Source organism: Paenibacillus sp. 1-8 (genome assembly GCF_056316205.1).
On the sequence record NZ_CM149995.1, the window covers coordinates 2,539,411 to 2,563,898 of the forward strand.

Consider the following 24,488-nt stretch of genomic DNA (forward strand, 5'->3'; position numbering starts at 1 on the left):
GCGTAAATGAGTGAAACGACCGGAGGCATGTACATGAGTGTTAATCTGTTGCTAGTTGATGATGAAGTGGTCGACCTCGAATGGCTACGACGACGCGTCCTCGAGAGTGGGCTGAATGTCCGCGTAGCGGGCACGGCCCATAGCGGTTTTCAGGCATTGAAGCTCATGGAATCCGAACCGATCGACTTGATCTTATCGGACATTCGAATGCCGATCATGACGGGAACCGAATTCGCCCGGAAGGCGAAGACGATCCATCCGAAGGTTAAGATCGTATTTATTAGCGGCCACGAGGATTTCGGCTACGCCAAGGAAGCGATCGAGATCAATGCTTCAGGGTATTTGCTGAAGCCGGTCGAAGACCAAGAATTATTTCGCATACTGACGGAGCAGGTCGCGAAAATCGAGCAAGAACTGGAGCAGGATCGTTCCTTTACGGAAACCCTGTCGCTCGTGAACGAAGAGCTACTCCTAAGGTGGTTTGAGGAACGAACGCCCGCGCCGGCCACATCGCACGTTAGTGGCGTGCTTGCGCATTATTTGGAGAAGGGGACGTCCGTGGCGCTCGTGGAAATTGACGACTTAGAATGGAAGATGCGCAACCTTCCGCTGGAAGAGCAACGCGCAGAGATTCGAAAGATCAGCCGGACGATCAAGACTTTTGCAGCGGACATCAGGCTCGGTACCGTCATCGAGGGGCAGGGAAACCGATTCGTGATTCTTGCAGCCGTGCCGGAGTCTAGGTTCAATAGCTTGCTTAAGGAGCTTGTCGAACATGTGAATCGAAGCACTTCTCGCACGGTCACGATCGGCGTCGGTCGTAACGCATCCAACGAGACGGAACTCCACGAGTCTTTTCGACAGGCGCTGGCGGCGCTTGGCGCCAAATGGCTGCTCGGCAAAAATCGAATCATTCAAGGAGTGATCGAGGCGCATTCTCAAAATACGCCGGGCAAGTGCATGGAAGAGAAGGTCAATCGAATGCTCGAGGCGATCTTGGACTACGACCTGGTCACAATTGACGACTGTTTGATGGAGTTGCTTCAACAGGATGTGACACTGACTGGCAAGGAAGGCGTGTATGCGCTTATCATACGCATGACGTCCAAGCTGCATGCCGATCTTCAGCAGCGAAAAGAAAATTTATACGAGCTGCTGGAATGGGAATCGCGCCAACCAGACGTACTGTTTCAATTCGAGACGGTGCATGACATTCTGTCTTGGCTTCGCAGGGGATTCTTCGAGCTGTCTGAGATGCTGTACATCAAGGGACAAAGGCAGATGCGCAAACTAATTGAAGAAATCATGCGATACGTGGAGAATAACCTGGAGAAGAAAATTACGCTTAAGGAAGTCGCGGCGCATTTAGATTTTACTGCGAACTATTTGGGCCAGTTATTCAAAGAGGAGACGGGCACACATTTCAGCGATTACTTGATCGGCCTAAAGACGGATCGTGTGTGCGAGCTGCTCAAAGACCCGACGAAGAAAATTTATGAAATCGCTGATCAGATGGGCTATAAGAATATAATTTATTTCAACCGGAATTTCAAGCAAGCAATGGGCATGACGCCGGGCGAATACCGCAAGAAGCACAAAATTTGATAGCTATATGTGTGATTGAGGTCCCGGTCGAATCATGACCGAGGGTCTTTTTTTCTACGCCTAATCAATGAACTCACTGACCTTATTTTAAATGTTTATTAGATAATTATGCTTCTTTTGAAATCTCTGTTGTTTGGTTCCAGCCGGCCTTGTTAATCAATGGGGCAGTGTAGTTTTTTATGGAGGTAAACGGCACGGTTCGACAGATCGGTGAAAAAGTATAGTTTTTTGTTGCTTGGCTAAATTTTCAAGGCCTATAACGCTCGCCTATAATGGGGACAAAGAGGAGAGAGGAGAGGGAGCATATGAACCTGCATGGATTTTGGAGCGATGTCAGGAAGTATAAAACCCTGCTACTGATGCTCACGCCAGGCGTACTTTTTATTTTTCTGTTCGCCTACGTGCCTATGGCGGGAATCGTATTGGCGTTCAAGCAATTCAACTTCGACGGCGGTGTATTCGGGAGCCCCTGGAATGGTCTCGATAATTTCCGGTTCCTTTTCGAGTCAGGCGACGCCTGGCGCGTAACACGCAACACCGCGCTTTACAATATCGCGTTCATCGTCGTGAACAACGTAGTGCAAATCTTTGCCGCGATCCTGCTGTTCGAGGTGGGGGGGAAGTGGTTTCGAAAGTTGACTCAAACGGTGTTTTTCCTGCCTTACTTCATCTCGTGGGTTGTCGTCGGCGCCATTGCATTCAACTTGTTTAGCTACGACTTCGGGTTTATTAACGCGATGTTGACGAAGCTGGGCATGGAGCCGATCGACATTTACAATACCCCCGCGTATTGGCCGTTCATTCTGATCATCGTATCCACATGGAAGGCGTTCGGTTACGGGACGATTATGTATCTGGCTACCATCACGAGCATCGATACCGAGATGTACGAGGCGGCGGAAATTGATGGGGCCAACGTCTTCCAGCGAATCCTGAAAATCACTGTGCCAAACCTGTATCCAACAATGATTATCCTGGTGTTGCTGGCGATCGGCAATATTTTTCGTGGGGATTTCGGGATGTTCTACAACATGATCGGCAACAACGGTCTCTTATTCTCAAATACAGATGTCATCGATACGTTTGTCTTCCGTCTGCTGATGAGCTCAAATGAGATCGGCATGTCGGCCGCAGCGGGCTTCTACCAATCGTTGCTTGGCTTCGTGACCATCATGATTGCCAACTACGCGGTTCGCAAATACGATAAAGACCGTGCATTATTCTAAGAGAAGGAGGAAATGCCCATGTCTACGATAAATACGAGCCCAGTCGCCCAAGCGGTAGGCAGAAGACGCGTGTCTGCCGATCGTGTATTGCTCAATATTATCGGTTACGTCTCGCTTACTATTCTGGCTTTGTTCTGCATCTTGCCCTTTATTTTGATCGTGTCCTCCTCGTTGACAGAGGAGAAGAGCATTATTGAGAATGGCTTTCAGTTGTTTCCGACGGTCTTCTCGATCGAAGCGTATAGTATTCTGTTCAAATATCCCTCACAGATGATCCAGGCTTACGCCGTCACGATCGGGGTGACCGCCATCGGGACGGTAGTCGGGCTGTTTTTGACCGCAATGACGGCCTATGTTCTGGCTAGGAAGGATTTCAAATGGCGAGGAACCTTCTCGTTCTACTTCTTCTTTACGACACTGTTCAACGGTGGACTTGTCCCCTGGTACTTGCTCGTCGTTGAATACTTGCACCTGAAGGATACTTTTCTGGTACTGATTCTTCCCTTATTGATGAATGTGTTTTACATCATTGTCATGAAGACGTTCATGAGTAATATACCAGAAGCGATTACAGAATCTGCTAAAATTGACGGAGCGGGCGATTTTAGGATCTTTATCGAGCTGATCATCCCCTTGTCGAAGCCGGCACTGGCGACCATAGGATTGTTCATCGCGCTTGGTTACTGGAACGATTGGTATAACCCGCTGCTCTTTATCTCGCAAGAGAATTTGATGCCGCTGCAGTACTATCTTTATCGCATGCTTGGGAATATGGACGGCATGCGCAAGGCGATGATGGAATCGGGGGCAGTCGTCAATTTAAGTATCCCGACCGAAAGCTTGAAGATGGCGATGACCATTGTAGCGACAGGACCCATCCTAATCGCGTACCCGTTCATTCAGCGTTTTTTCGTCAAAGGCTTGACTGTCGGTTCAGTGAAAGGATGATCTCAGGGCAACTTGGTTATCAATAGCATGTCCGTTCACATCAATGCCATTATCTGAATTAGGGGGAGTATGGATCATGAAACATAAGAAGAGGAATGCCATGTTGCTTCTTGTCATCGTGCTGTTGCTTAGTACGCTACTTAGCGCATGCGGTGGTAACAATGGAAATTCGGGGGACGGGAACGGTACAGACGGCGCGAACGACGGCACGGTTAAACTGAAAATGCTGCTGCTGGGCGCCAAGCCGGCGGATTACGACGAAGTGTTCGGTGAGGTGAACAAACTGCTGAAGAAGAAGATCAACACGACAGTCGATGTCGAATTCCTCGACTGGTCCGATTGGTCGCAGAAATATCCACTCAGGTTCGCAGCGAAAGATGATTTCGACTTGGTGTTCACGGCGAACTGGGCATTTTATTCCAATCAGGCGCTGAATGGTGGCTTCTACGAACTGACCGACGAACTGCTGAAATCCAATGCACCTATGACATGGAAAGCGATGCCGAAGCTCTCTTGGGATCAGGCGAAGATTAAGGGCAAGCTGTACATGGTGCCGAACAACAACCAAGAAATTATGGACAAAGTTCTGCTGATTCGTGAGGACTTACGCAAGAAGTACAATCTTGAGCCAGTCACCAGTCCCGAGACGTTTGCCGCCTACGCGAAGACGATTTCGAAGAACGAAAAAGGGATGAGCGGCTTCGCCGCAGCGGCGGGCGGCGGGTATAAATGGAACGAGCTGGATAATGTGCTGCTCGAGCAGTATAACGAATGGAAACTCGTAGATCCGAACATCCCGTTCGCTTATAAGCTCGACGATGCAACAGGCAAAGTTTTTAACGTTTATGATACGCCGGAATTCAAAAAGTTGCTCATTTATTATAAGGACTTGGCCGATAACGGTGGTTGGTCCAAGAACGTTGTCAACAGCAAGAACGACGTTTGGCAGGAAATGAAGGCTGGCAAGGCCGCATCGTACAAACGCAATCTCGGATCTGTGGGCTTCGATTTGGCCGAGGCTCGTCGTGCGCTTCCTGATGCCGACATGGCTATCGCCGATCTCACCCCGAATCAGAAGAAGACGGCTTCCATCTCGACGCAGAATGGCATGGCGGTTCATGCGACGACCAAGCATGTAGAGCGTTCCCTAATGGTGATCGACCTATTGCAGAACGACAAGCAAATTCATGATTTAACGATGTACGGCATCGCAGGCAAGCACTACGAGCCGGTCGGCGACGACAAGTTTAAACCAGGCGCGAGCCAAGCGAATTTCACCGGTTTCTCCTACTGGGGGTGGAATTCGGCACTCAATCGGACGGATGCTTCCTACCCTCAGGAAGCGACGAATATGGAAGCTGACTGGAAGAAGAAAGTTTATCACTATCCGCTTGAGACGTTCGTGTTCGACGACCAGAAGGTAAAGAATGAAATGGCTAGCATCGGCAACGTGATGTTACGATACGGCGTTCCGTTAGAGTACGGCCTAGTTCCGGATTTGGAGAAGGGTCAAGCCGAGCTGATCAAACAACTTAAAGTTGCGGGCATCGACAAAGTGCAGGCGGAACTGCAAAGCCAGATCGACGCCTTCTTAGAAGGGAAATAACGTAAAGGGGGAGTCATTCCCTCTTTCTTTTTTCAACGAAAGGCGGGTACAGCAATGGCAACTTTCGAATTTTTAAAAGGGATAGATATCTCGTTTGTGGACGAAATCGAAGCGCAGGAGGTACGTTTTGCGAAGACTGGGTGCAGGACGACATGCTGCGATTAAAGCGGAGCGCGTGAATTGATCAGGTTGCGAATTTGGAACTACCCGAATCGGCGGATTCTGAAATCCCAAGCGGACGATCCAGTTGGCGTGGAACGGGATGTGATCTATAGAGGTTTGTGAAAGCGCTTCAATACGGATGTATTGATGCAAATAAAACAAGGAGGTAGTACAATGATAAATAGAATAATTGCTATGATTCTTACGTTTGCAATGATTATATCCATGACAGCCTTTATCTTACCGACAAAGGTAAGCGCTTCATCTATCCCTGACTCGTTCGCCAAAGGCGCAGATATCAGCTGGCTGCCACAATTAGAGGCCCTGGGTTATAAATTCTATAATGATAATGGGGAAGAGCAAGATCTTCTTCAGATTTTAAAGGATCACGGAATTGATTCCATAAGAATACGGGCTTTTGTTGATCCGTCTGATGATCCTTCCAATGGTCATTGCAGTACAGAAGAAGTAGTTGCATTAGCATCTCGTGTAAGCGCCTTCGGATTTAGGGTTATGATTGATTTACACTACAGTGATACTTGGGCTGACCCGGGAAAACAGATAACACCTAAAGCATGGGCCAACGATAATTTAGATCAATTAAAAGTACATGTATCGGAATACACTTCTGAGGTGATGAATGCTCTAAAAGTAGCAGGCGTAACACCGGAGTGGGTACAAATCGGGAATGAAATTAATAATGGAATGATGCATCCCTTGGGGGAGTATAGCAATACGTCCAACCTCGTTCAACTGATTCAAGCCGGATCGAGCGCAGCCAAAGCGGTTTTTCCTGGGATTAAGGTTATCATCCATAGAGCAAGCGGAGCAGAAAATGGCGTTGAACCGTTTTATGCCGGTCTGGTTGCAGCCGGTCTTAAAGATAGCGATTATGATATCATTGGCTTATCTTATTATCCGGATTCGGTTTTTACTTCCTCAATTAATGAATTAACTGAAAACATGAATAAACTCGCAGAAAAATATAGGAAGGAAGTCATGATTGTTGAAGTCGGGGGGGAAGTTGCCAAGGATGCCGATAGTGTTTATAACATGCTTGTAAATGTTCAAAATAAATTACATGCAGCTCCGAACGATTTGGGAACGGGTGTATTTTATTGGGCACCTGAGGGGAATTATTTTGGGTATCCTAAATCTGCATGGGACCCGGACGGTACGCCCTCATTGGCATTAGATGCATTTATTGACGGTGCTGTTGAAAATAATCGGTATCCTGTGCAATCTTTAGCTCTGGATAAGCATACCGAAACGATTGAAGTAGGTGCTACTAGTAAGCTAAATGCTATCATCAATCCTGCTAATGCAACCTATAAAGGAATTACTTTTACGAGCTCAAATCCTGATATTGTAAAGGTACATCCTTATAATGGGACTATTTCCGGACTTGCTGCTGGGACAGCAACCATATCGGTGGTTTCATATGATGGGGGTTTTACTGACTCTTCCAAAGTTACTGTGGTGCCAAGCACAAGTATGATTCAAAATCCTGGCTTTGAGATGGGATTAAAACCGTGGAAGGTTACTGGGGATACAGACGCGGTTAGCACAGATATTGACGTACACTCCGGCACATTAGCATTACACTATTGGAGACCAACAGCCACAGAATTCAAAGTTTCCCAAACTATCACAGGGATTAAAAATGGCACCTATCAATTATCTGCTTGGGTCTACGGCGGAGGAGAAGAAGAGATATCTGAGATTTTTGCTGGAGGTAAGAGGAAGAGTTTTACAAATACCGGACAATGGTCTAATCCAACAATAGATAATATTGTAGTTACAAATGGAACTCTGACTATTGGCGCCCATCTAAAATTTCCCGGCGGGCAGTGGGGAAACATTGACGACTTCAAACTTATTAAGAAAGCCGATGCTGTAAAGTAACAAGATCTTTGGATCTAAGCTAAAGACATCGAAATTAAGTTATTGGAAAAATGTGTCCCCCTTCCTTGGAATGGGGACTGTTTCTTTCGTTTTGACTCATACTATTCGAAAGGTACTTTTTACGAGCAAGAGGCACAAGATTTGAATAGCTGCATGTGTGATCGAGACCCCAGTTGAATCATAACGGGGTTTTCTGTTTTTTGTTCTGAGGGAAAATACATGGTTCGACAGATCGGTGAAAAAGTATGGGTTATTGTTGCTAGGCTAAATTCTCGAGACTCATTACGCTAGCCTATAATGGATACATAGCGGAGAGAGGAGAGGGAGAGCATGAACCTGCACAGATTTGGAGTGATATCAGGGAGAATGAAACCCTGCTTCTAATGCACACGCTGACGCCTATCGCGATCGGGTATCAGATGTTTCCGCTGGGTTTTCCGTCGATATCATCCTGTCGCATTTCAATCATGCTGGATGAGTTACCGAATACAATAAAATCGTATCGACGGTAGAGGCTTACGACGCGGTGCTGGCTCACCACTGTTCACTCCGTGCCGATCGCTTTGACTGCTTGCCTGCAAGTAGATCATTAGGCATTCATTATAACTAAGCAAGTATCGATTACAAGGACGAAGCGTGGACGAGTGGTGAGCGTAAAGGACGAAAGGGCGTGGAGGATTATGGTTAAGATCGAGTCGTATTGGGAGGACTTGGGTGTAAGGCAAATCAATCGCGAAGAATCCAGGGCGTATTTTATTCCATATGGGGATACGCGGCGGGCGATGGAGGGGAAGCGAGGGCGATCTCCATTTTACCAAACGCTGAACGGCAGCTGGAAATTCCGCTATCATGCCAGTGTACAGGGGGTTGAAAACGGGTTCTATGAGGAAGGTGCGGATGTCGGCGGATGGGACGATCTTCTTGTTCCTTCCTGCTGGCAAGTGAACGGGTACGACCAGCTGCATTATACAAACATCCACTATCCTTTTCCGTATAATCCGCCGTATGTGCCGGACGACAATCCGGCGGGGGTCTATGTCAGGGACTTCAATGTGCCGGTTAACTGGGAGGAGAAGAAGCCGTTCATCGTGTTCGAGGGCGTGAACTCATGTTTTTACCTATGGGTCAACGGCCAGTTTGTCGGCTACAGTCAAGGAAGCCGGATGCCGGCGGAATTCGATCTGACGGACGTCTTGCGAACGGGATCGAACCGGGTTACCGTCATGGTCTTAAAGTGGTGTGATGGTTCGTATATAGAGGATCAGGACATTTGGCGATTTTCGGGTATTTTCCGGGACGTCTATTTGCTCGCACGCGATTCGCATTACATTCGGGATGTCTACAACAAGCAAGAGTTGGCGAGCGATTTCAGCTGGGCTGTGCTGAACTGCGAAATCGAGACGATTGGCCCTGTTGGCGTAAAAGCGGAACTACTTGACACGGACGGTAAGCAGGTCGGCTTCCAATCGGCGGCGATCGACGGGAAGGGTATACTAGCGTTCCATGTCGAAGCGCCGGTGCTGTGGAATGCGGAATGTCCTTATTTGTACCAGTTACTCGTATACTCCGGACAAGAAGTCCTCCGATTCCGCGTCGGCTTCCGCAAAATCGAAATCAAGGACGGCGTCTTTCGGATTAACGGACAGGCCGTCAAGCTAAAGGGGGTCAATCGGCATGACTCCCATCCCGAGCTGGGACAGACCATTCCCGTTCCCCACATGGTTCAAGACCTTGTCTTAATGAAGCGGTATAACATCAACACGATTCGGTCTTCACATTATCCCAACGACTCGAAATTTTTGGAGCTTTGCGACGAATACGGATTTTACGTCATCGACGAGGCGGACTTGGAATGCCATGGGGTGCTGCCCGCGACGGGAACCTACCATGCCTTGACGAAGAATCCAGCCTGGCGGGACAGCTTTGTCGAACGCGCGGAACGGATGATCGAACGGGATAAAAACCACCCGTCCGTCATCATTTGGTCAATGGGGAATGAATCTGGTTTCGACGCCAATCATATCGCGATGGCGGAGTGGACGAAGGTGCGCGATCCATCCCGTCCGATTCACTACGAAGGCGCCGCACCGCGCCATCAAGGCAGCACCGAAACGAGGTGTTTGGACATGGATAGCCATATGTACGAATCGATCGAGTATATTGAGAATTATGCGAAGGACGAAACGGCTACGATGCCGCTCTTCTTATGCGAGTACAGCCATGCGATGGGCAATGGCCCCGGGGATTTGAAGGATTACTGGGACGTCATATATAAATACCCGAAGCTGATGGGCGGCTGCGTCTGGGAATGGTGCGATCACGGGATTTTGACCCGGACGGAGGACGGCACACCTTTCTTCGGCTACGGAGGCGACTTCGGGGATCGGCCAAATGACGGAAATTTCTGCATTGACGGACTCGTGTCGCCGGACCGCGTGCCGCATACCGGTCTGCTCGAGCTGAAGCAAGTGATCGCTCCAATTCGCGTGGAAGCAAAGGCGCTTGCGGAAGGAAAGCTCGATGTCACGAATCTCTACGACTTCATCGACTTATCCCACGTCATCTTCCATTGGAAGGTCGAGAAGGACGGCCAAGTCGCGGGGCAAGGCCTGCTCGAAGGGCTGTCGACGAAGCCGCACGCAACGGAAACGATATCGATCCCGGTATGCTGGCCCAAGGAATCGGAGAGCCGTTATTTCCTGACGATCTCATATCGATTGAACCGCGAGACGTCATGGGGCGGCTTGGGGCACGAAATTGCGTTCGAGCAATTCGAGCTTCCAGTCATCCAGAAGAAAGTAGACGTCGTTTCCGCTGACCGGCCCGGCATCACGGCGCGGGAAGAGGATGGGATACTGACGATCGAAGGCTTCGATTTCGTTCATCGCTTCGATTTATGCAGGGGAGCATTCACGGCGATTTCTCGGCACGGCGTGCCGCTTATCCAAGGTCCGGTCGGCTTCACCGTATGGCGCGCACCGACCGATAACGACCGCTTTGTGAAAGCAGAGTGGCTTGAGGCCGGATTTGATCGGGTGGTCGCAAAGGTGTATCGCGCGGATTGGAAGCAGGAGGACGGTTCGGTCACCATTCAAGTCTCCTTCTCATTGGGCGGCCATAGCGTACCGACCATTCTCTCAGGAAACGCCGAATGGACAGTGTTGGCGACGGGGGAAATCGCGCTGTGCGTAAAAGCGAACGTGAAGGAGGACCTGTTGTATTTGCCTCGCTTCGGGCTTCAGCTCACGATGCCTGCCGGCATGGAGGAAGTAGAATACTTCGGACTCGGCCCGCATGAGAGCTATATGGACAAACGCCGAAGCGTAAAGAAAGGGCATTACCTGACGACAGTCGATGAGATGTTCGTTCCTTACATTAAACCGCAAGAAAACGGCTCACGATTCGGAACAGAATGGGTCACTGTATCCAATGCACTAGGCATGGGCCTTCGTTTCAAAGGGGATGAGGCCTTCTCGTTCAATGCGGGGCATTATGGCATGGACGATCTTGCGGCTGCGGGGCACCTCCATGAGCTTACCAAGCGTAAAGAAACGTTTATCCATCTTGATTACAAGATGAGCGGGATTGGATCGAACTCTTGCGGTCCGGAGCTGCTCCAGCCATATCGCCTGGATGAAAAAGAAATTGAATTCGGTTTGCGCATCATTCCGGTGTTTAAAGCAGACGAATAACTATGCCTGCCTAGCAGCACAAATACGATAAGTTCAAACGGATTCGTTCGATTCCAAGATCTAGCTGCATTTTTGTAGGTAGATGCCCGATTTTGTCCATAATTCACCATTACACGAGGAGAGATAGACACTATGAAGAACACGCAAGTATTCCCACCCGTCAGCGACAAGCTTCCCGTCATGATGCACGGCGCCGATTACAATCCAGATCAATGGCTTCGTTATCCAGAGGTGCTCGAGGAAGATATCCGTCTGATGAAGCTTTCCGGCTGCAACGTCATGTCGATCGGCATATTCGCATGGGCCGCGCTCGAACCGACGGAAGGCACGTTTACCTTCGATTGGCTGGACCAGATGCTCGAGCGCTTCGAAGCGAACGGTATTTATGCTTGGCTGGCGACGCCGAGTGGCGCACGTCCGGCTTGGATGTCGGAGAAGTATCCTGAGGTTCGGCGGGTCGAAGCGAATCGCATCCGCAACCTGCACGGCATGCGTCACAATCACTGCTATACATCACCGATTTACCGCGAGAAGACTTCCATCATCAACCGGAAGCTGGCGGAGCGTTACGGCGACCATCCGGCGGTCGTAGGATGGCATATTTCCAACGAATTCGGCGGCGATTGTCATTGCGACTATTGCCAAGACGCCTTCCGGGAGTGGTTGAAAAATAAATACGGCACGCTTGAGGCGTTAAACCATGCGTGGTGGTCGACGTTCTGGGCGCATACGTACCTCGATTGGGGGCAGATCGAATCCCCTGCTCCGCACGGCGAATCCGCAGTACATGGCCAGAATCTCGACTGGCGCCGCTTCGTGACAGACCAAACGATCGATTTCTGCCGGTACGAGATCGAAGCAATACGGAAAGCAGGGTCAGCGTTGCCGGTCACGACAAACATGCATATGTTCGAGGGTTTGGACTACCGTAAATTCGGAGATTTGCTCGACATCATTTCCTGGGACGCTTACCCGACGTGGCATGAGCATCAAGACAACGGCAAACTGGGAGCATTCGTCGCGTTCTATCACGACCTGTTTCGTTCTATCAAGGGGCGGCCGTTCCTGCTGATGGAAAGCACGCCGAGCCTGACCAACTGGCAGCCGGTCAGCAAGCTAAAGCAGCCAGGAATGCACAAACTGTCCTCATTGCAAGCCGTGGCGCACGGCTCGGATTCCGTCCAATACTTCCAATGGCGCAAAAGCCGCGGCTCCAGCGAGAAATTCCACGGCGCAGTCGTGGACCATGTCGGTCACGAGCATACGCGCGTCTTCCGCGATGTCACGGAGCTTAGCCAGACGCTAGCGGGATTGATCGAGGTCGTCGGGACTTCGACGCCCGCGCAAGCGGCAATCCTGTTCGATTGGGATAACCGTTGGGCAATCAAGGATGCACAAGGGCCGCGCAACATGGGTCTCCATTACGAAGAGACTGCGTACGCTCAGCACCGCGCGCTGTGGTCGCACGGCGTGCCAACCGACGTCATCGGCTCCGAGGACGACTTCGCGCCGTACAAGCTGATCGTCGCGCCCATGCTATATTTGTGCCGGGAGGAAACGGGGAAGAAGCTAGAACTTTTCGTCGAGAATGGGGGGACGCTGGTCGCGACGTACTGGTCCGGCATCGTCGACGAGCATGATCTTTGCCACCTCGGGGGTTTCCCGGGACCGCTACGCAACACGCTTGGCATTTGGGCGGAGGAGATCGAGGGCTTGTACGACCATGATCGCAACGGCGTCGTATTGGCGGCGGACAATCCGCTCGGGCTGGCAGGAACATTTGAATCGCATGAACTTTGCGAGCTGATCCATACGGAGGGTGCGGAAGTGCTTGGCGTCTACACGGACAGTTTCTATGCAGGCTGTCCCGCACTGACGGTGAACCGACTGGGCAAAGGCCGCGCCTATTACATGGCGACCCGCTTCAAGGACGATTTCCTGGACGCATTCTATGGCCGATTGGCTGAAGAGGCCGGCCTGGAGCGGGTAATCGATACAAAGCTTCCTCATGGCGTTACGGCGCAGGCGCGGACGAACGGAACGGCCGACTTCGTGTTTATCCAGAATTTCGGAGGCACGCCGCAGCGCGTCGAATTGGACGGCCGGTCCTACACGGATATTGAAACAGGCGATGCCGCGGGCGATGCCGTCGAGCTCGGCGTAAACGGCATTCGCTTGTTGAAACGGCAAGCGAAGTCCTGGTAATAAACAGTTCAAGAGAGAACAGCTATGTAAATCTCACTGGTACCCCATGCCATAGCCTCTTTGCCGTATACTTCATTTAAGGATGTTAGCACGGTGAACATTAAAGCACAGGGGCAGGCACACTTGAAATTAGAGCCGCCAGTAGCTCGGGTCCTTTAAAAGGACAACCTGAAGACTAAAACAATGGTGCTGGCAATGGAGACAGAGGCAGTTTATCAGCCACCATTCCAGTTGAGAATACAGGTAGCCTCACAACTTATAAGCTTACGGAAAAAAGTCAAAATGTTATTTCTTCTGAGGGGTTAGCCGGGGGACGCGTTAATGGAAACTATATGATATATATTGTATTTAAAGGATCGAATGAGGCTTCAAGAATGAAGCTTGAATATTTAAACATGAAGTAACGTGGTAAGTTATTCACGTTCACCTTAGTTAAGTAAATAGAATGAAAGCCCGCCAGATCAAATCACTGATCTGGCGGGCTTTCATTCTAATAAATTTACAACAGATTTTAATTTTTACTATGTATATAATGTAATTAAACTAAATCCTATAAGGAGTGATCGAAATGTAAATATCCAATGAGCAAAGTTTAAGATTAGCCATTAGGGCGTGTCTTCAAAGTGTTTAAGTAGGGATATATTGGTTAAAACCATCTAATGAGTACATGATATGAAATTCAAGATCAACAATGGCGGCAGATTCAAGATCTTTTTCCGCCTGAACGAAAATCACAAGGACGACGTCCTGCAGTGGACAATCGAATCATGTTGAATGCTATGCTATGGGTGGCTCGTTCAGGTGCCCCTTGGCGTGTTTCTTTCCCCATTGGAAATCCGTCTACACCCGCTTTCGACGCTGGCAAAAAGCGGGGATTTGGGACGAATTGTTAAAAGACGTTTCGCTGGATTCCGATGAGGAAAGTGTGATGATAGATGCCACGATGGTGCGAGTTCACTAGTATGGGGGCACAGCAAGCAAGCGGACGCTCCCGTGGTGGATGCGTTAGGAAATCCATTTCGCTTCGAATTGACCGGAGGCGAGGCCTATGATTCCGTCCATGGATTCGAAATGCTTAAAGCCATGAAACTGACCATGAAGCAAGTCTTGGCCGACCGAGCTTACGATACGAATGCGATTCGAGCCTTTTTGGAAGATCAACAAGCCATCCCCGTGATTCCAGGTAAGAAAACCGCCGAGTGCCTCCGAAATATGATCGGGATATCTACAAAGAACGTCACTTGGTAGAACGTTTCATACTAATTCCAAGCTGATAATGCCTTTTCATGTACTCATACATCGTGTCCATAGGCTTCGAACTGTGTAAGCGCTGGGAATAGAGCCGGATCATCGGATTTAATCAGTTCGCTAAGCTTTACCCATTCCACTTTCTTCGGCTCAAGCTGTATAGTCTGCGCTTTACCTGACTTAATAAGCTGCGTCACTTGTTTGCTGCCATCAGAAAAATGTAACGAAACTTTCTCCCAGTAATTGTCGTGCGGAAAATCGGCCCGCAAATACAATACAATCTTGTCAATTTCAACATGGCGTCCAAAATGGATGGTGAATTCGGCATCTTCCTGCTGGTTAATCCCCCACGACTCGAAGGGCCAGCCTCCATGTGAAAATGTCACTGTATTGCCGTTAATTGCGTTTCTGGCAGCGAAAACCGCTTCACCACGGGTTTCGACATTGGCCGAAGCATGCGGGAACAATGAGGTATTTGTATGCTGATCATACTCATTCCTCGCAAGATTTTTATAGGACGCGATTTCTTCTACGCTTGCAACCCGCGCGGACAACAAGTGCATTTCACCTGTAAATGACCTTGGGGAGTAGGAAGTTTTTTTTTCATCAAAAGGTATAATATACTGGTATTCTTGCCCAGATAAATAGACAAAGGCCTCATTCATCGCGTCATCCAACTGGATGTACAAATAAACATGGGGTTTAGAGCTTCTTAGAACAATCGAATCGCCCAATTGATACGGATGATTATAAACCAAATTTATCTCCTCAGCGTCCGTATTTTTTGCGAGTATAGTTCCATCTTCACTTTGTACTTCAATGGATAAATTAATCATATGTACACCTCAATTTTAAGGAATTTCACTTCATAGACCTGTTCAATATTTATTAAACCGCTTACATCATAACATGAAAAAGGCCCAAAAAGTTCTGTTTTGTATGATAAAAATAACGTTTTATTTCACATGTAGTGATGTTCGTCCAAAAGGGAAGAGCAGGTCCCAAAAAGGAAAACTTAATTATAAAAAAACTGTGATTTTATGCTTGATAACGTTTTCAAGTTTGCTATAATAAACATAGCCAAATGAGTTTGTCAGTGTTTTCTGTTGGAAACAGTTTATTCCGTTTTTATCCGTGATGTATATTTCTATTTTTATGCGGAGGAATAATCTAATGACACCCATTAACAAGCAACTATTTTGGAAATTAAGCTCTTTTCTATTTTTCTTTCAGGCTGCATGGGCAGCGGCTTATTCGTTGTTTTCATTATGGCTCGGGGAGACAATCGGTCTCAATGGGCCCTTAATAGGTACAGTATTTTCCATTAATGCATTATTTGCCTTAGCCTTCAAGCCCGTTTTCGGGTACTTCCTGGACAGGCTCGGTTACCGCAAAAATGTTCTGTGGTTCATTTCTGGGGCAACGCTGCTGATTGCTCCCTTTTTCATCTATGTATATCGTCCTTTGTTAAGTGGGACGCCGATCGTTGGCATGCTGGTAGGCGGTCTTTTTATCGGTTTTGCTTTCTCCGCAGGGATTGCGGCGATCGAATCTTATATTGAAAAATGTGGACGTCAGTTTGGTTTTGAATATGGGAAAGTCAGAAGCTTTGGCTCATTAGGCTTTGCTTTCGCAGCTTTTTTTGCCGGGAAACTATTCAATATAGACCCGAATTTAAATTTTTGGACCGCTTCCATTTTTGCTCTCATCACGATTTTTATGCTTTTATGGATAAAAATACCTGATCAGATCAAGGAGCAGCTTGTCATTGATAAAGACCCGGTCAAAGTAAAAGATGTGTTTTTGTTACTAAAATTAAAGAAATTCTGGTTTTTTATTATATACGTATTCGGGGTTGCCAGCATATTTTTTGTCATGGACCAGCAGTTTCCGCGTTTTTTTGTGTCTTTGTTTCCGTCTGAGAAGCAGGGAAATGAATTTTTCGGATATCTCAATTCCGTGCAAATATTCGGTGAGGCCTTCTTTATGTTTACAATCCCATTTGTTGTGAATAAGATCGGTGCCAAACGGGGCTTGTTGCTGGCAGGGGCAATTATGGGCATCCGCATCTTGGGCACGGGCTTTTCCACCACTATATCCGAAGTAGTTATATGGAAACTACTGCATAGCATTGAATTGCCTATTCTTCTGATTTCTGTCTTTAAATATATTGCCGAAACCTTCTCACAGCGCTTGTCCTCCAGCATGTATTTAATCGGTTATCAGTCGATAAATTACATTGGAGTAGTTATTATAGGACCGATTGCGGGACACCTGTATGAAACACTCGGATTTCCTAAAACCTACATGCTGATGGGTACTATTGTGCTGATCTCTACGGTATTAGCCATACTGACGCTTAATAAAACACCTGGAAACAAACTTGAGGCAACAATCAATTCCCCTATAGTTGTTGAAAAGTAATCCACTTCGGGTTGAAAAAGACTTGAACTACAAGCTGCTTCCGGAATTCTACCGGAGCAGCTTATTTTTTTTTGTGGGTTTGTTTTTTGCTCCGTTTTCGTCATATCACGGCAACGATCATTTTAGTGGTCAATTTTTTTTGTGTTTAATCTGTATTGCAGAGGTGTAACCTGGTAGGTTTTTTTGAAACAGGAGATAAAATGTGAGATATTTTGAAAACCGACTTTATTACCAATCGTTTCTACGGGAAACGATGTCGTTTCAAGCAAGTGGGCTGCTACTTTGACTCGTTTCGCGGTGAGATATTCTGTCAGATTGCTGCCTGTTTCTTTCTTAAACAGACGAGATACATATGACCTTGTCAAATGGAGTTCGTTTGCCAACTTATTTAGAATGTCGGATTCCATATAATGAGTCTCAATCCAATTCATTATAATTTCTGAATATTCCTCCTTGCGCCAGGTCAGCAAAGGCTTTGTGCCGGACGAGGGAATGAACTTTTCCATAGCGCTGAGGAATCGAAGCATAAAGATGGTAATTTCCTCTTGCGAAGCTCCTCTGTCTGTGTGCGCTATACGCTCATAATCATCCACGAATGTGGTAAAAAAATCTAAATCATTTCCCAAATCAAAAGCACGTTCAATAACACTTGAGTAGCACAAACGGTCAAATAATTCCCGCCGATGTGGAAAGCTGCTTAGATACTGATCAATATACAAATGGTTTAGATGAATAACGGTTCTTTTATACGGACAATGTTCAGAAATTTTAGCATAAACTTTGTGAATTTCAAATGGTTGAAACACAAAGAGCATGCCTTTCTTAATCTGCTGAGTCTGATTATTCATGACGACAGTACCGTTGCCATTATAAATGACTAAAATCTCGCAGCATTGATGCCAATGATAGAATCCGCTGTTGGGCTTGCTTGAAACATGACAATCCGACCAAACAATGGGTAGTCCCTGAAAAGGGACAGGTTCAAAACCAAGTGCCATGTTAACTCTCCTACATTAAGTCGATTTTTCAACAGTGTAGCATTTTTGTTAGCTTTATCACAAGTGAAATAAAACGTTATTTCTGTTATACATAACAAAACTTCTTCGACTTTTCTCATGCTATACTGAAAACGCTTTAACGGATACGAGAACGACCCACGGTCTAGTCTTAGTATGTCAAGACTATATCCTATCTATGTGTAACTCTGATATCGATGTCACATAGATAGAAGACTGTTTTCCAACAATCATTTGGCTATGATTAAAATCCGTTAGAAAGCAATCCACGCGGATTCTGAGGATGTTTTACCGTTTTATTTCAGGACGAGGAAAGCGAACGACACAAGTGTGAGCAGACAGGAAGGATGATCATTTATGAGCAGCATTGCCAGACGTAATTACTGGTCAATCAGTGGATTTGTATTTTTATATTTTGCAGTTCAGGCTACAGCAATTGCCTTGCTGTCAATATGGTTAAGTTCCTCTTTGAAATTGACAGGAACAGAAATTGGTGTTGTATTCTCTGCAAACGCAATTATAGCTATGATTGCACAGCCTATATACGGAATTATTTCTGATAAGTTCGGATTGAAGAAAAATATATTATGGATCATCGCCTTTTTGGCGGTAGCTACCGGTCCTTTCTTTATATTTGTTTACAAACCGCTGCTGCTATTCAGTCCACTGCTTGGGGCAATTATCGGTGGCTTATATATCGGCGCAGCTTTTCAGGCAGGTGGGGGAGCGGTAGAATCCTATGCTGACCGTGTGGCAAGAACCTACGGTTTTGAATACGGAAGAGTCCGGATGTTCGGCTCTATCGGTTTCGCGGCCATGTCCTTTTTCTTAGGGCCTTTAATGAACATGAATCCTAATTATAATTTTGTCATCGGTTCTTTACTGGGGATTATTCTCCTGCTCCTGTTGCTGGTCATGAAGATTGATCCTCAAAAAGAAGCAGAGACGGCTCATGAGAAGGCAGAGCCTTTCAGAATAAATGATATATGGGCGCTTCTGAAGTCAGGTAAGTTCTGGGCCTTTGTCGTGTATGTGGTTTCGGTTCCGACATTTTATATGGTTTGTGAGCAGCAGTTTCCGATTCATTATGCTGCCTCTTTTACGAATGCAGCCACCGGCAATCAATTTTACGGTTATCTGAATTCCGTCCAGGTGTTCATTGAAGCAGGCATGCTGTTCGTGGCTCCGTTAATCGTGGTCAGAATAGGTATCAAAAGAGGTCTGTTGTTAGCTAACTCCCTAATGATTATTCGGTTGCTGTTGGCAGGCATCGTGGTCGCTCCAGTCGGCTTGTCTTTTGTCAAGCTCATTAGCGGCATTGAACTACCGATCCTGCTTGTTTCGATATTTAAATATATTAGTGCTCACTTTAGCTCGCGTGTCTCGTCGACTCTTTATCTAATCGGGTTTCAATTCTCGCTTGCACTGGGACAAACGATATATTCACCAGTCATCGGTAACCTTTATGACACTATAGGCTTTAATGAGGCTTACGTGCTCATGGGCGGAATTGCTTTAATATTCACAATCATCGCTGTATTCACACTGCGCAAGGACGATCAAGACCCGGAATCTACGCAGGAAGGGACGCTTGGTGAGCGTTCAGAAAAGGGAACTCTAACAAAACAAGGAGAGGGTGCAATATGATGGTAGTGAGCGGATTTACAGCATTGAAAGATGTTGTTTATAAAACGGTGAACGGCGTGGAACTGTCGCTTGATATTTTGATACCTGATAAGCCGGTAAGCATTCCGTGTCCTGCTGTGATGTATATTCATGGCGGGGGATGGAATGGTGGGGATAAGCAGAATTACGGAGGACAGGTGTGGAATGCCTCTCTGGCGCAGCAAGGATTTGTAGCGATTAATGTGAATTACCGCTTCTCCAGCCAGGCTATTTTTCCAGCCCAGATTATAGATTTAAAGGATGCAGTTCAGTGGATTCGGGCGCATGCTGAGCGATACGGTATACATCCCGGGCGGATCGGAGTATGGGGACATTCAGCTGGTGGACATCTGGCGGCACTGCTGGGTACATCGGGTGATCATTCTCCATGGGAAAAAGGAGAAATATCCACCGCGGTTCAAGCCGCTTGCTCGGTATCGGGTGGGATGGATCTTATTGCGCTCGCCGAGTACGGAAATGACGCAGAAGCCGCCCTGATCGGCGCTACTCTAGAGAACATTCACGAGCACAAGGAACTGGCCGATTTGGCTTGTCCCATGACTCATATTCATGAGCATATGCCGCCATTCCTGATTATTCATGGTGAAGAGGATGCAATTGTACCGATCATTGAATCCGAAAAACTGTATGCGAAACTGGATAATGCGACTTTCATCAAGATTAAAAACGGGGATCATTTCTTCATTAAAGGCAATCTTGAATTTCAGGATCTCGTGATCACGGTTGCACACTTTTTCCGCAAGCAACTGATTGGCACGGCGAGACATGACATTATTGAACAGGACATTGACCACATAATTCCAACTAATGATCGGAAACGCCTCACCCCTGAATTTTATGCAGAATGGGGAAAACTCTTTGAGCAATATACCTAAGAGTTATTTATCCAATAACAGATTGACTTCACTAGCCCAATATCAAGGCATCAGAAAATTTCCGAAACATGCTGATGCACCTGTTGAATGAAAAATGTTCACCACCAAAAAAATCTAAATGGAAAGTGGGAATTTATTTAATGTTTACACTAGACAAAGCAAATGTATGGGTACAAGATGTAATTCAAAAAATTACGGATAAAATGGACTGGGTTAGTGAAAAATCCCAAGCTAAAATACCTTATACTACGATAAACGGAGTACATGATGATCGAGCTATTGATAACCCCACCCATACAGTTACTGACGGAATTAACTGGTGGACTAACGGATTTTGGGGTGGCATGATGTGGCAGATGTATCACGAAACCGGACAGGAGAAATACAAGAAGTTTGCAAATATTCTGGAAAATAAGTTGGACGTTTGTTTTCAGGATTATTATGGATTGCATCATGACGTTGGTTTTATGTGGTTGCCAACCAGTGTCGCGAACTATAAAGTCACTCAAAATCCGGAATCCAGAAAAAGAGCACTGCATGCAGCTAATCTGCTGGCTGGGCGGTACAACCCGGTCGGAGAATTCATTCGGGCGTGGAACGATCTGAATGGAGAAGATACGCGAGGTTGGGCGATTATTGATTGTATGTTCAATATCCCATTGCTCTATTGGGCAACAGAAGAAACCGGTGATCCAAGGTTTAAGCAGATCGCTATAAAGCACGCAGATACGGTCATGAATACATTTGTAAGACCAGATGGCTCCGTGAATCATATCGTTGAATTCGATCCGTTCCATGGTGGGGTTGTGAAAACTTATGGTGGGCAGGGCTACGAAGAAGGGTCTTCTTGGACCAGAGGCCAGAGTTGGGGGCTATACGGCTTTATGATGAGCTTCAGGCATACTGGCAAAGAGGAATACTTGAATACTGCCAAGCGCATTGCGCATTATTTTATAGCTAACATTCCAGAAAGCGGAATTATTCCGGTCGACTTCAGGCAGCCAAAAGAACCCGCATATGAGGATTCTACAGCAGCCGCTATTGCAGCTTGTGGATTAATTGAGATTTCCAAGGCCGTAGGGCCTCTTGAAAAAGACCTGTATCTCGGAGCAGCACTAAAAATGCTAAAAGCATTGGATAAGACTCGTACCGACTGGTCTAGGGATTGCGACTGTATCCTGAAAAACGGATCAGCCGCTTATCATAACAAGGAGCACCATAACTCCATCATTTACGGTGATTATTATTTTATCGAAGCCGTTTTTAAACTAAAGGAAAATGATCTGTATATATGGTAATCGTCGACCCACGTGTACGGAGTATTACTGTTTCGTGAACGTTTGATTGGGTTTGGTAAGTTCATAGAGGAGCAGATGACAAAGTGGGGCGAGGTTTATAATTACGGTATTGTAGATCTGGTTCTGCCATGCTGCCACTCATGCGACCAGCTCAACTGTATTCCTGTACATCAAATTAATAAAGCGCCGATTGTGTTCCTAAACTTGCAGCCAACCGAGCGGATTAACTACGACCATTCGACGACAGGAGAGTGGCTGGCCCATTGCGGAGCTTGTCCTGTTCCAGAGTTCGCTAACGCCTTCTATCTCTTTGACAAATGAGGTAACGTAACAGAGAAAAGAAGCTGTTCGCGCATGGAACGAGATTAGGCAGTGGGATCAAGTAGCTGCCATCCCGCGTACACTTCGCCATAACCGATTTGGTTTTCTTGGAAACACTTACAGCAATGAACCGTATCCATCCGTTTACATTCAGAAAAATCAACATATTTCTTTAGTCCTGAAGCGATACGCTCTCGTATTACTTCAGGACTTTTGTATTTAAACTATAGCTTTTTTATCAAGAAATTTAAAATCTGGCAGTCAGCACTTAAAAAACTTCATGTGCGTAATCCAATCCACATGATATTGTTAATTTAAAGTATTGTAAACGTTTACTGAAATTACTTGGATGATAGCTGAAAGTTATTAAGTATTATGTGAAGGAGGTAGAGGGATGAAAGAAATTACGGTCACTAGGTCAACATCCCCGCGAGACATGAACAAAGGGAAAAAAACTGATTCTTGGCTGGGTGAGATTCACAAAAACTTTTTTCTGTATCTCATGACCTTACCGGGTATTTTGTTGTTGCTGGTATTCTCATATCTTCCTATGGCAGGAATCGTCATTGCTTTTCAAAATTTCAATCCTGTTAAAGGTATTACAGGTAGTGAATTTGTCGGGTTAAAAAATTTCGAATTTTTCTTCCAGTCCAACGAAATGATACGGGTTATTTTTAACACACTCTTTTTGAACACTCTGTTTATTATGTGTGGCATGCTAGCTTCAGTAGCTATCGCGGTTATGCTATCCGAGCTAGGGGGAAAATGGTTCAAACGCACGATTCAGACCATTGTTACCTTGCCGAACTTTTTATCATGGACCGTCATTGCGATGTTCGTTACTGCCCTGTTGTCTTCGGAAACAGGCATGCTGAACAAAGCACTAGCACTATTCGGGATCGCACCTATTTCTTATTTTAATGAAGCTGCCATGTGGCCAATGATTTTGGTATTAATCAAGCTGTGGCAGGGAGCCGGATTCGGTTCAATCATCTATTTGGCTACAATCTCGGGGATTAACCCGGACATTTATGAGTCGGCTTCCATTGATGGAGCCAGTCGTTGGCAGAAAATTCGTCATATTACACTCCCTTTACTGAAACCGACGATGATTTTGATGCTGCTACTTGCTATGGGAGGCATTTTCTATGGTGACTTTGGTATGATCTTTGCCATTGTTGGACGAAATGTAGCTCTGTATTCTACAACGGACGTTATTGACACGTATGTTTACCGAGCCCTCATGGACCTGGGAGATATGAGTATGGCGGCTGCAGTAGGTGTATTCCAATCGGTAATCGGGCTCATATTTGTCGTCACGGCGAATCAGGTTGCACGAAAATTCAGTCCTGATTCAGCACTCTTCTAGGAAAGCAGGCGATACCATGATAAAAGAAGGTTTTAGCGATCGAGTATTGAAAGCGTTTATCTATCTAGCATTGATCTTGTTTGCTGCCTACTGTCTTGTCCCGTTCATCACAGTCATCGGCAGTTCGTTCTCCTCAGAGAGTTCGATCTTGCGGGACGGGTATACCCTATGGCCCCGCGAATTTACACTAGATGCCTACAAACTGATTTTTGAGGACAGCACTATTTATAAAGCTTATGGTGTAACCATTTTTGTAACCGTGGTCGGTACCGTATTGGCAATGGTGATGACTTGTGCTATGGCTTATCCGTTGGCGGTCAAAACACTGAAATACCGAAACTGGATTAACTTCTATGTGTACTTTACCATGCTGTTCCATGGGGGACTGGTAGCTAACTATCTACTGATTTCCAAGTATTTGGATATGAAAGATTCTATCTGGGTGCTTATTATCCCTGCACTAATCAGTCCATGGAATATGTTTCTTATGCGGAATTTTTTCCGATCCATTGATGAATCGCTGGCAGAGTCGGCCAAAATAGATGGAGCCAATGATATTTATATTTTTTATAAAATTATGTTGCCTATTTCACTGCCTGCGCTTGCCACAGTGGGACTGTTTTATGCAATGGCTTTCTGGAACAAGTGGTTTGAAGCAATGCTCTATATTTCAGACGAAAGCTTGTTCCCGCTGCAATATTTGATTATGCGCATTATGAGCAATGCTGATTTTGCCAATCAGATTTCCTCACAAGTGACACTACCCGGATATGTGGTTCCTACATTTACCACTCGACTGGCTACAACAGTTGTCACGATTGGCCCGATTATCTTCCTGTATCCGTTCCTGCAAAAGTATTTTGTCAAAGGGTTGATGGTCGGAGCTGTAAAAGGATAACATA

The 24,488-nt window shown here is 46.5% G+C and carries 19 protein-coding genes; 16 read left to right on the plus strand and 3 right to left on the minus strand.

Annotated elements, in window-relative coordinates; genetic code table 11:
- Nucleotides 1-33 precede the first annotated feature (33 nt).
- From AC0WRU_RS11590 to AC0WRU_RS11610, 5 genes are all read left to right on the plus strand, one after another.
- Nucleotides 34-1,605, plus strand: coding sequence for a response regulator (locus AC0WRU_RS11590; protein WP_476128393.1), 1,572 nt, complete (start codon nucleotides 34-36; stop codon nucleotides 1,603-1,605).
- 305 nt (nucleotides 1,606-1,910) lie between these two features.
- Nucleotides 1,911-2,831 (plus strand): ABC transporter permease, encoded by a 921-nt coding sequence (locus tag AC0WRU_RS11595; RefSeq protein ID WP_025684892.1) that lies wholly within the window; start codon nucleotides 1,911-1,913, stop codon nucleotides 2,829-2,831.
- An 18-nt stretch (nucleotides 2,832-2,849) separates the two neighbouring features.
- Nucleotides 2,850-3,779: a carbohydrate ABC transporter permease gene (locus AC0WRU_RS11600; RefSeq protein WP_025684891.1), complete on the plus strand. Its 930-nt coding sequence runs from the start codon at nucleotides 2,850-2,852 to the stop codon at nucleotides 3,777-3,779.
- 76 nt (nucleotides 3,780-3,855) lie between these two features.
- On the plus strand, nucleotides 3,856-5,385 hold the full coding sequence (locus AC0WRU_RS11605; RefSeq protein ID WP_476128394.1) for an ABC transporter substrate-binding protein: 1,530 nt from the start codon (nucleotides 3,856-3,858) through the stop codon (nucleotides 5,383-5,385).
- 336 nt (nucleotides 5,386-5,721) lie between these two features.
- A complete protein-coding gene (locus tag AC0WRU_RS11610) occupies nucleotides 5,722-7,452 on the plus strand; it encodes a glycosyl hydrolase 53 family protein (protein WP_476128395.1) in 1,731 nt (576 codons plus the stop codon).
- Between the two features lie 415 nt (nucleotides 7,453-7,867).
- Here AC0WRU_RS11610 and AC0WRU_RS11615 read toward each other — a convergent pair whose 3' ends face one another.
- Entirely contained in the window at nucleotides 7,868-7,990 is a 123-nt protein-coding gene (locus AC0WRU_RS11615; protein ID WP_476128396.1) for a hypothetical protein, read from the minus strand.
- 142 nt (nucleotides 7,991-8,132) lie between these two features.
- Between AC0WRU_RS11615 and AC0WRU_RS11620 the strand changes: the two genes are divergently transcribed.
- The 4 genes from AC0WRU_RS11620 (at nucleotide 8,133) to AC0WRU_RS11635 (ending at nucleotide 14,597) form a co-directional block, all read left to right on the plus strand.
- Nucleotides 8,133-11,144: a glycoside hydrolase family 2 TIM barrel-domain containing protein gene (locus tag AC0WRU_RS11620; protein WP_476128397.1), complete on the plus strand. Its 3,012-nt coding sequence runs from the start codon at nucleotides 8,133-8,135 to the stop codon at nucleotides 11,142-11,144.
- A gap of 132 nt (nucleotides 11,145-11,276) precedes the next feature.
- Nucleotides 11,277-13,349 (plus strand): beta-galactosidase, encoded by a 2,073-nt coding sequence (locus tag AC0WRU_RS11625; RefSeq protein WP_476128398.1) that lies wholly within the window; start codon nucleotides 11,277-11,279, stop codon nucleotides 13,347-13,349.
- Between the two features lie 677 nt (nucleotides 13,350-14,026).
- A complete protein-coding gene (locus tag AC0WRU_RS11630; protein WP_476128625.1) occupies nucleotides 14,027-14,242 on the plus strand; it encodes a transposase in 216 nt (71 codons plus the stop codon).
- A 100-nt stretch (nucleotides 14,243-14,342) separates the two neighbouring features.
- Nucleotides 14,343-14,597: a transposase gene (locus tag AC0WRU_RS11635; RefSeq protein ID WP_476128399.1), complete on the plus strand. Its 255-nt coding sequence runs from the start codon at nucleotides 14,343-14,345 to the stop codon at nucleotides 14,595-14,597.
- 44 nt (nucleotides 14,598-14,641) lie between these two features.
- Here the strand turns inward: AC0WRU_RS11635 and AC0WRU_RS11640 are convergent, their stop codons facing one another.
- Nucleotides 14,642-15,433 (minus strand): DUF7402 domain-containing protein, encoded by a 792-nt coding sequence (locus AC0WRU_RS11640; protein WP_476128401.1) that lies wholly within the window; start codon nucleotides 15,431-15,433, stop codon nucleotides 14,642-14,644.
- 337 nt (nucleotides 15,434-15,770) lie between these two features.
- On the opposite strand from AC0WRU_RS11640, the gene AC0WRU_RS11645 reads away from it, so the two are divergent.
- Nucleotides 15,771-17,021 (plus strand): oligosaccharide MFS transporter, encoded by a 1,251-nt coding sequence (locus AC0WRU_RS11645; protein WP_476128403.1) that lies wholly within the window; start codon nucleotides 15,771-15,773, stop codon nucleotides 17,019-17,021.
- A 122-nt stretch (nucleotides 17,022-17,143) separates the two neighbouring features.
- On the opposite strand, the gene AC0WRU_RS11650 is transcribed toward AC0WRU_RS11645, so the two are convergent.
- A complete protein-coding gene (locus AC0WRU_RS11650; protein ID WP_476128404.1) occupies nucleotides 17,144-18,019 on the minus strand; it encodes a helix-turn-helix domain-containing protein in 876 nt (291 codons plus the stop codon).
- A 375-nt stretch (nucleotides 18,020-18,394) separates the two neighbouring features.
- Between AC0WRU_RS11650 and AC0WRU_RS11655 the strand changes: the two genes are divergently transcribed.
- The 6 genes from AC0WRU_RS11655 (at nucleotide 18,395) to AC0WRU_RS11680 (ending at nucleotide 24,484) form a co-directional block, all read left to right on the plus strand.
- Nucleotides 18,395-19,684: an oligosaccharide MFS transporter gene (locus tag AC0WRU_RS11655; protein WP_476128405.1), complete on the plus strand. Its 1,290-nt coding sequence runs from the start codon at nucleotides 18,395-18,397 to the stop codon at nucleotides 19,682-19,684.
- Nucleotides 19,681-20,598 (plus strand): alpha/beta hydrolase fold domain-containing protein, encoded by a 918-nt coding sequence (locus AC0WRU_RS11660; protein WP_476128406.1) that lies wholly within the window; start codon nucleotides 19,681-19,683, stop codon nucleotides 20,596-20,598. The genes AC0WRU_RS11655 and AC0WRU_RS11660 overlap by 4 nt, the downstream gene beginning before the upstream one ends.
- A gap of 140 nt (nucleotides 20,599-20,738) precedes the next feature.
- Nucleotides 20,739-21,896: a glycoside hydrolase family 88 protein gene (locus tag AC0WRU_RS11665; protein ID WP_025684880.1), complete on the plus strand. Its 1,158-nt coding sequence runs from the start codon at nucleotides 20,739-20,741 to the stop codon at nucleotides 21,894-21,896.
- Nucleotides 21,897-21,971: 75 nt separating this feature from the next.
- Nucleotides 21,972-22,217 (plus strand): hypothetical protein, encoded by a 246-nt coding sequence (locus tag AC0WRU_RS11670; protein WP_476128407.1) that lies wholly within the window; start codon nucleotides 21,972-21,974, stop codon nucleotides 22,215-22,217.
- A 436-nt stretch (nucleotides 22,218-22,653) separates the two neighbouring features.
- On the plus strand, nucleotides 22,654-23,586 hold the full coding sequence (locus AC0WRU_RS11675) for an ABC transporter permease (protein WP_476128626.1): 933 nt from the start codon (nucleotides 22,654-22,656) through the stop codon (nucleotides 23,584-23,586).
- Nucleotides 23,587-23,602: 16 nt separating this feature from the next.
- Nucleotides 23,603-24,484, plus strand: a complete 882-nt coding sequence (locus tag AC0WRU_RS11680; RefSeq protein WP_476128408.1) for a carbohydrate ABC transporter permease — start codon at nucleotides 23,603-23,605, stop codon at nucleotides 24,482-24,484.
- The last annotated feature ends 4 nt before the right edge of the window (nucleotides 24,485-24,488 follow it).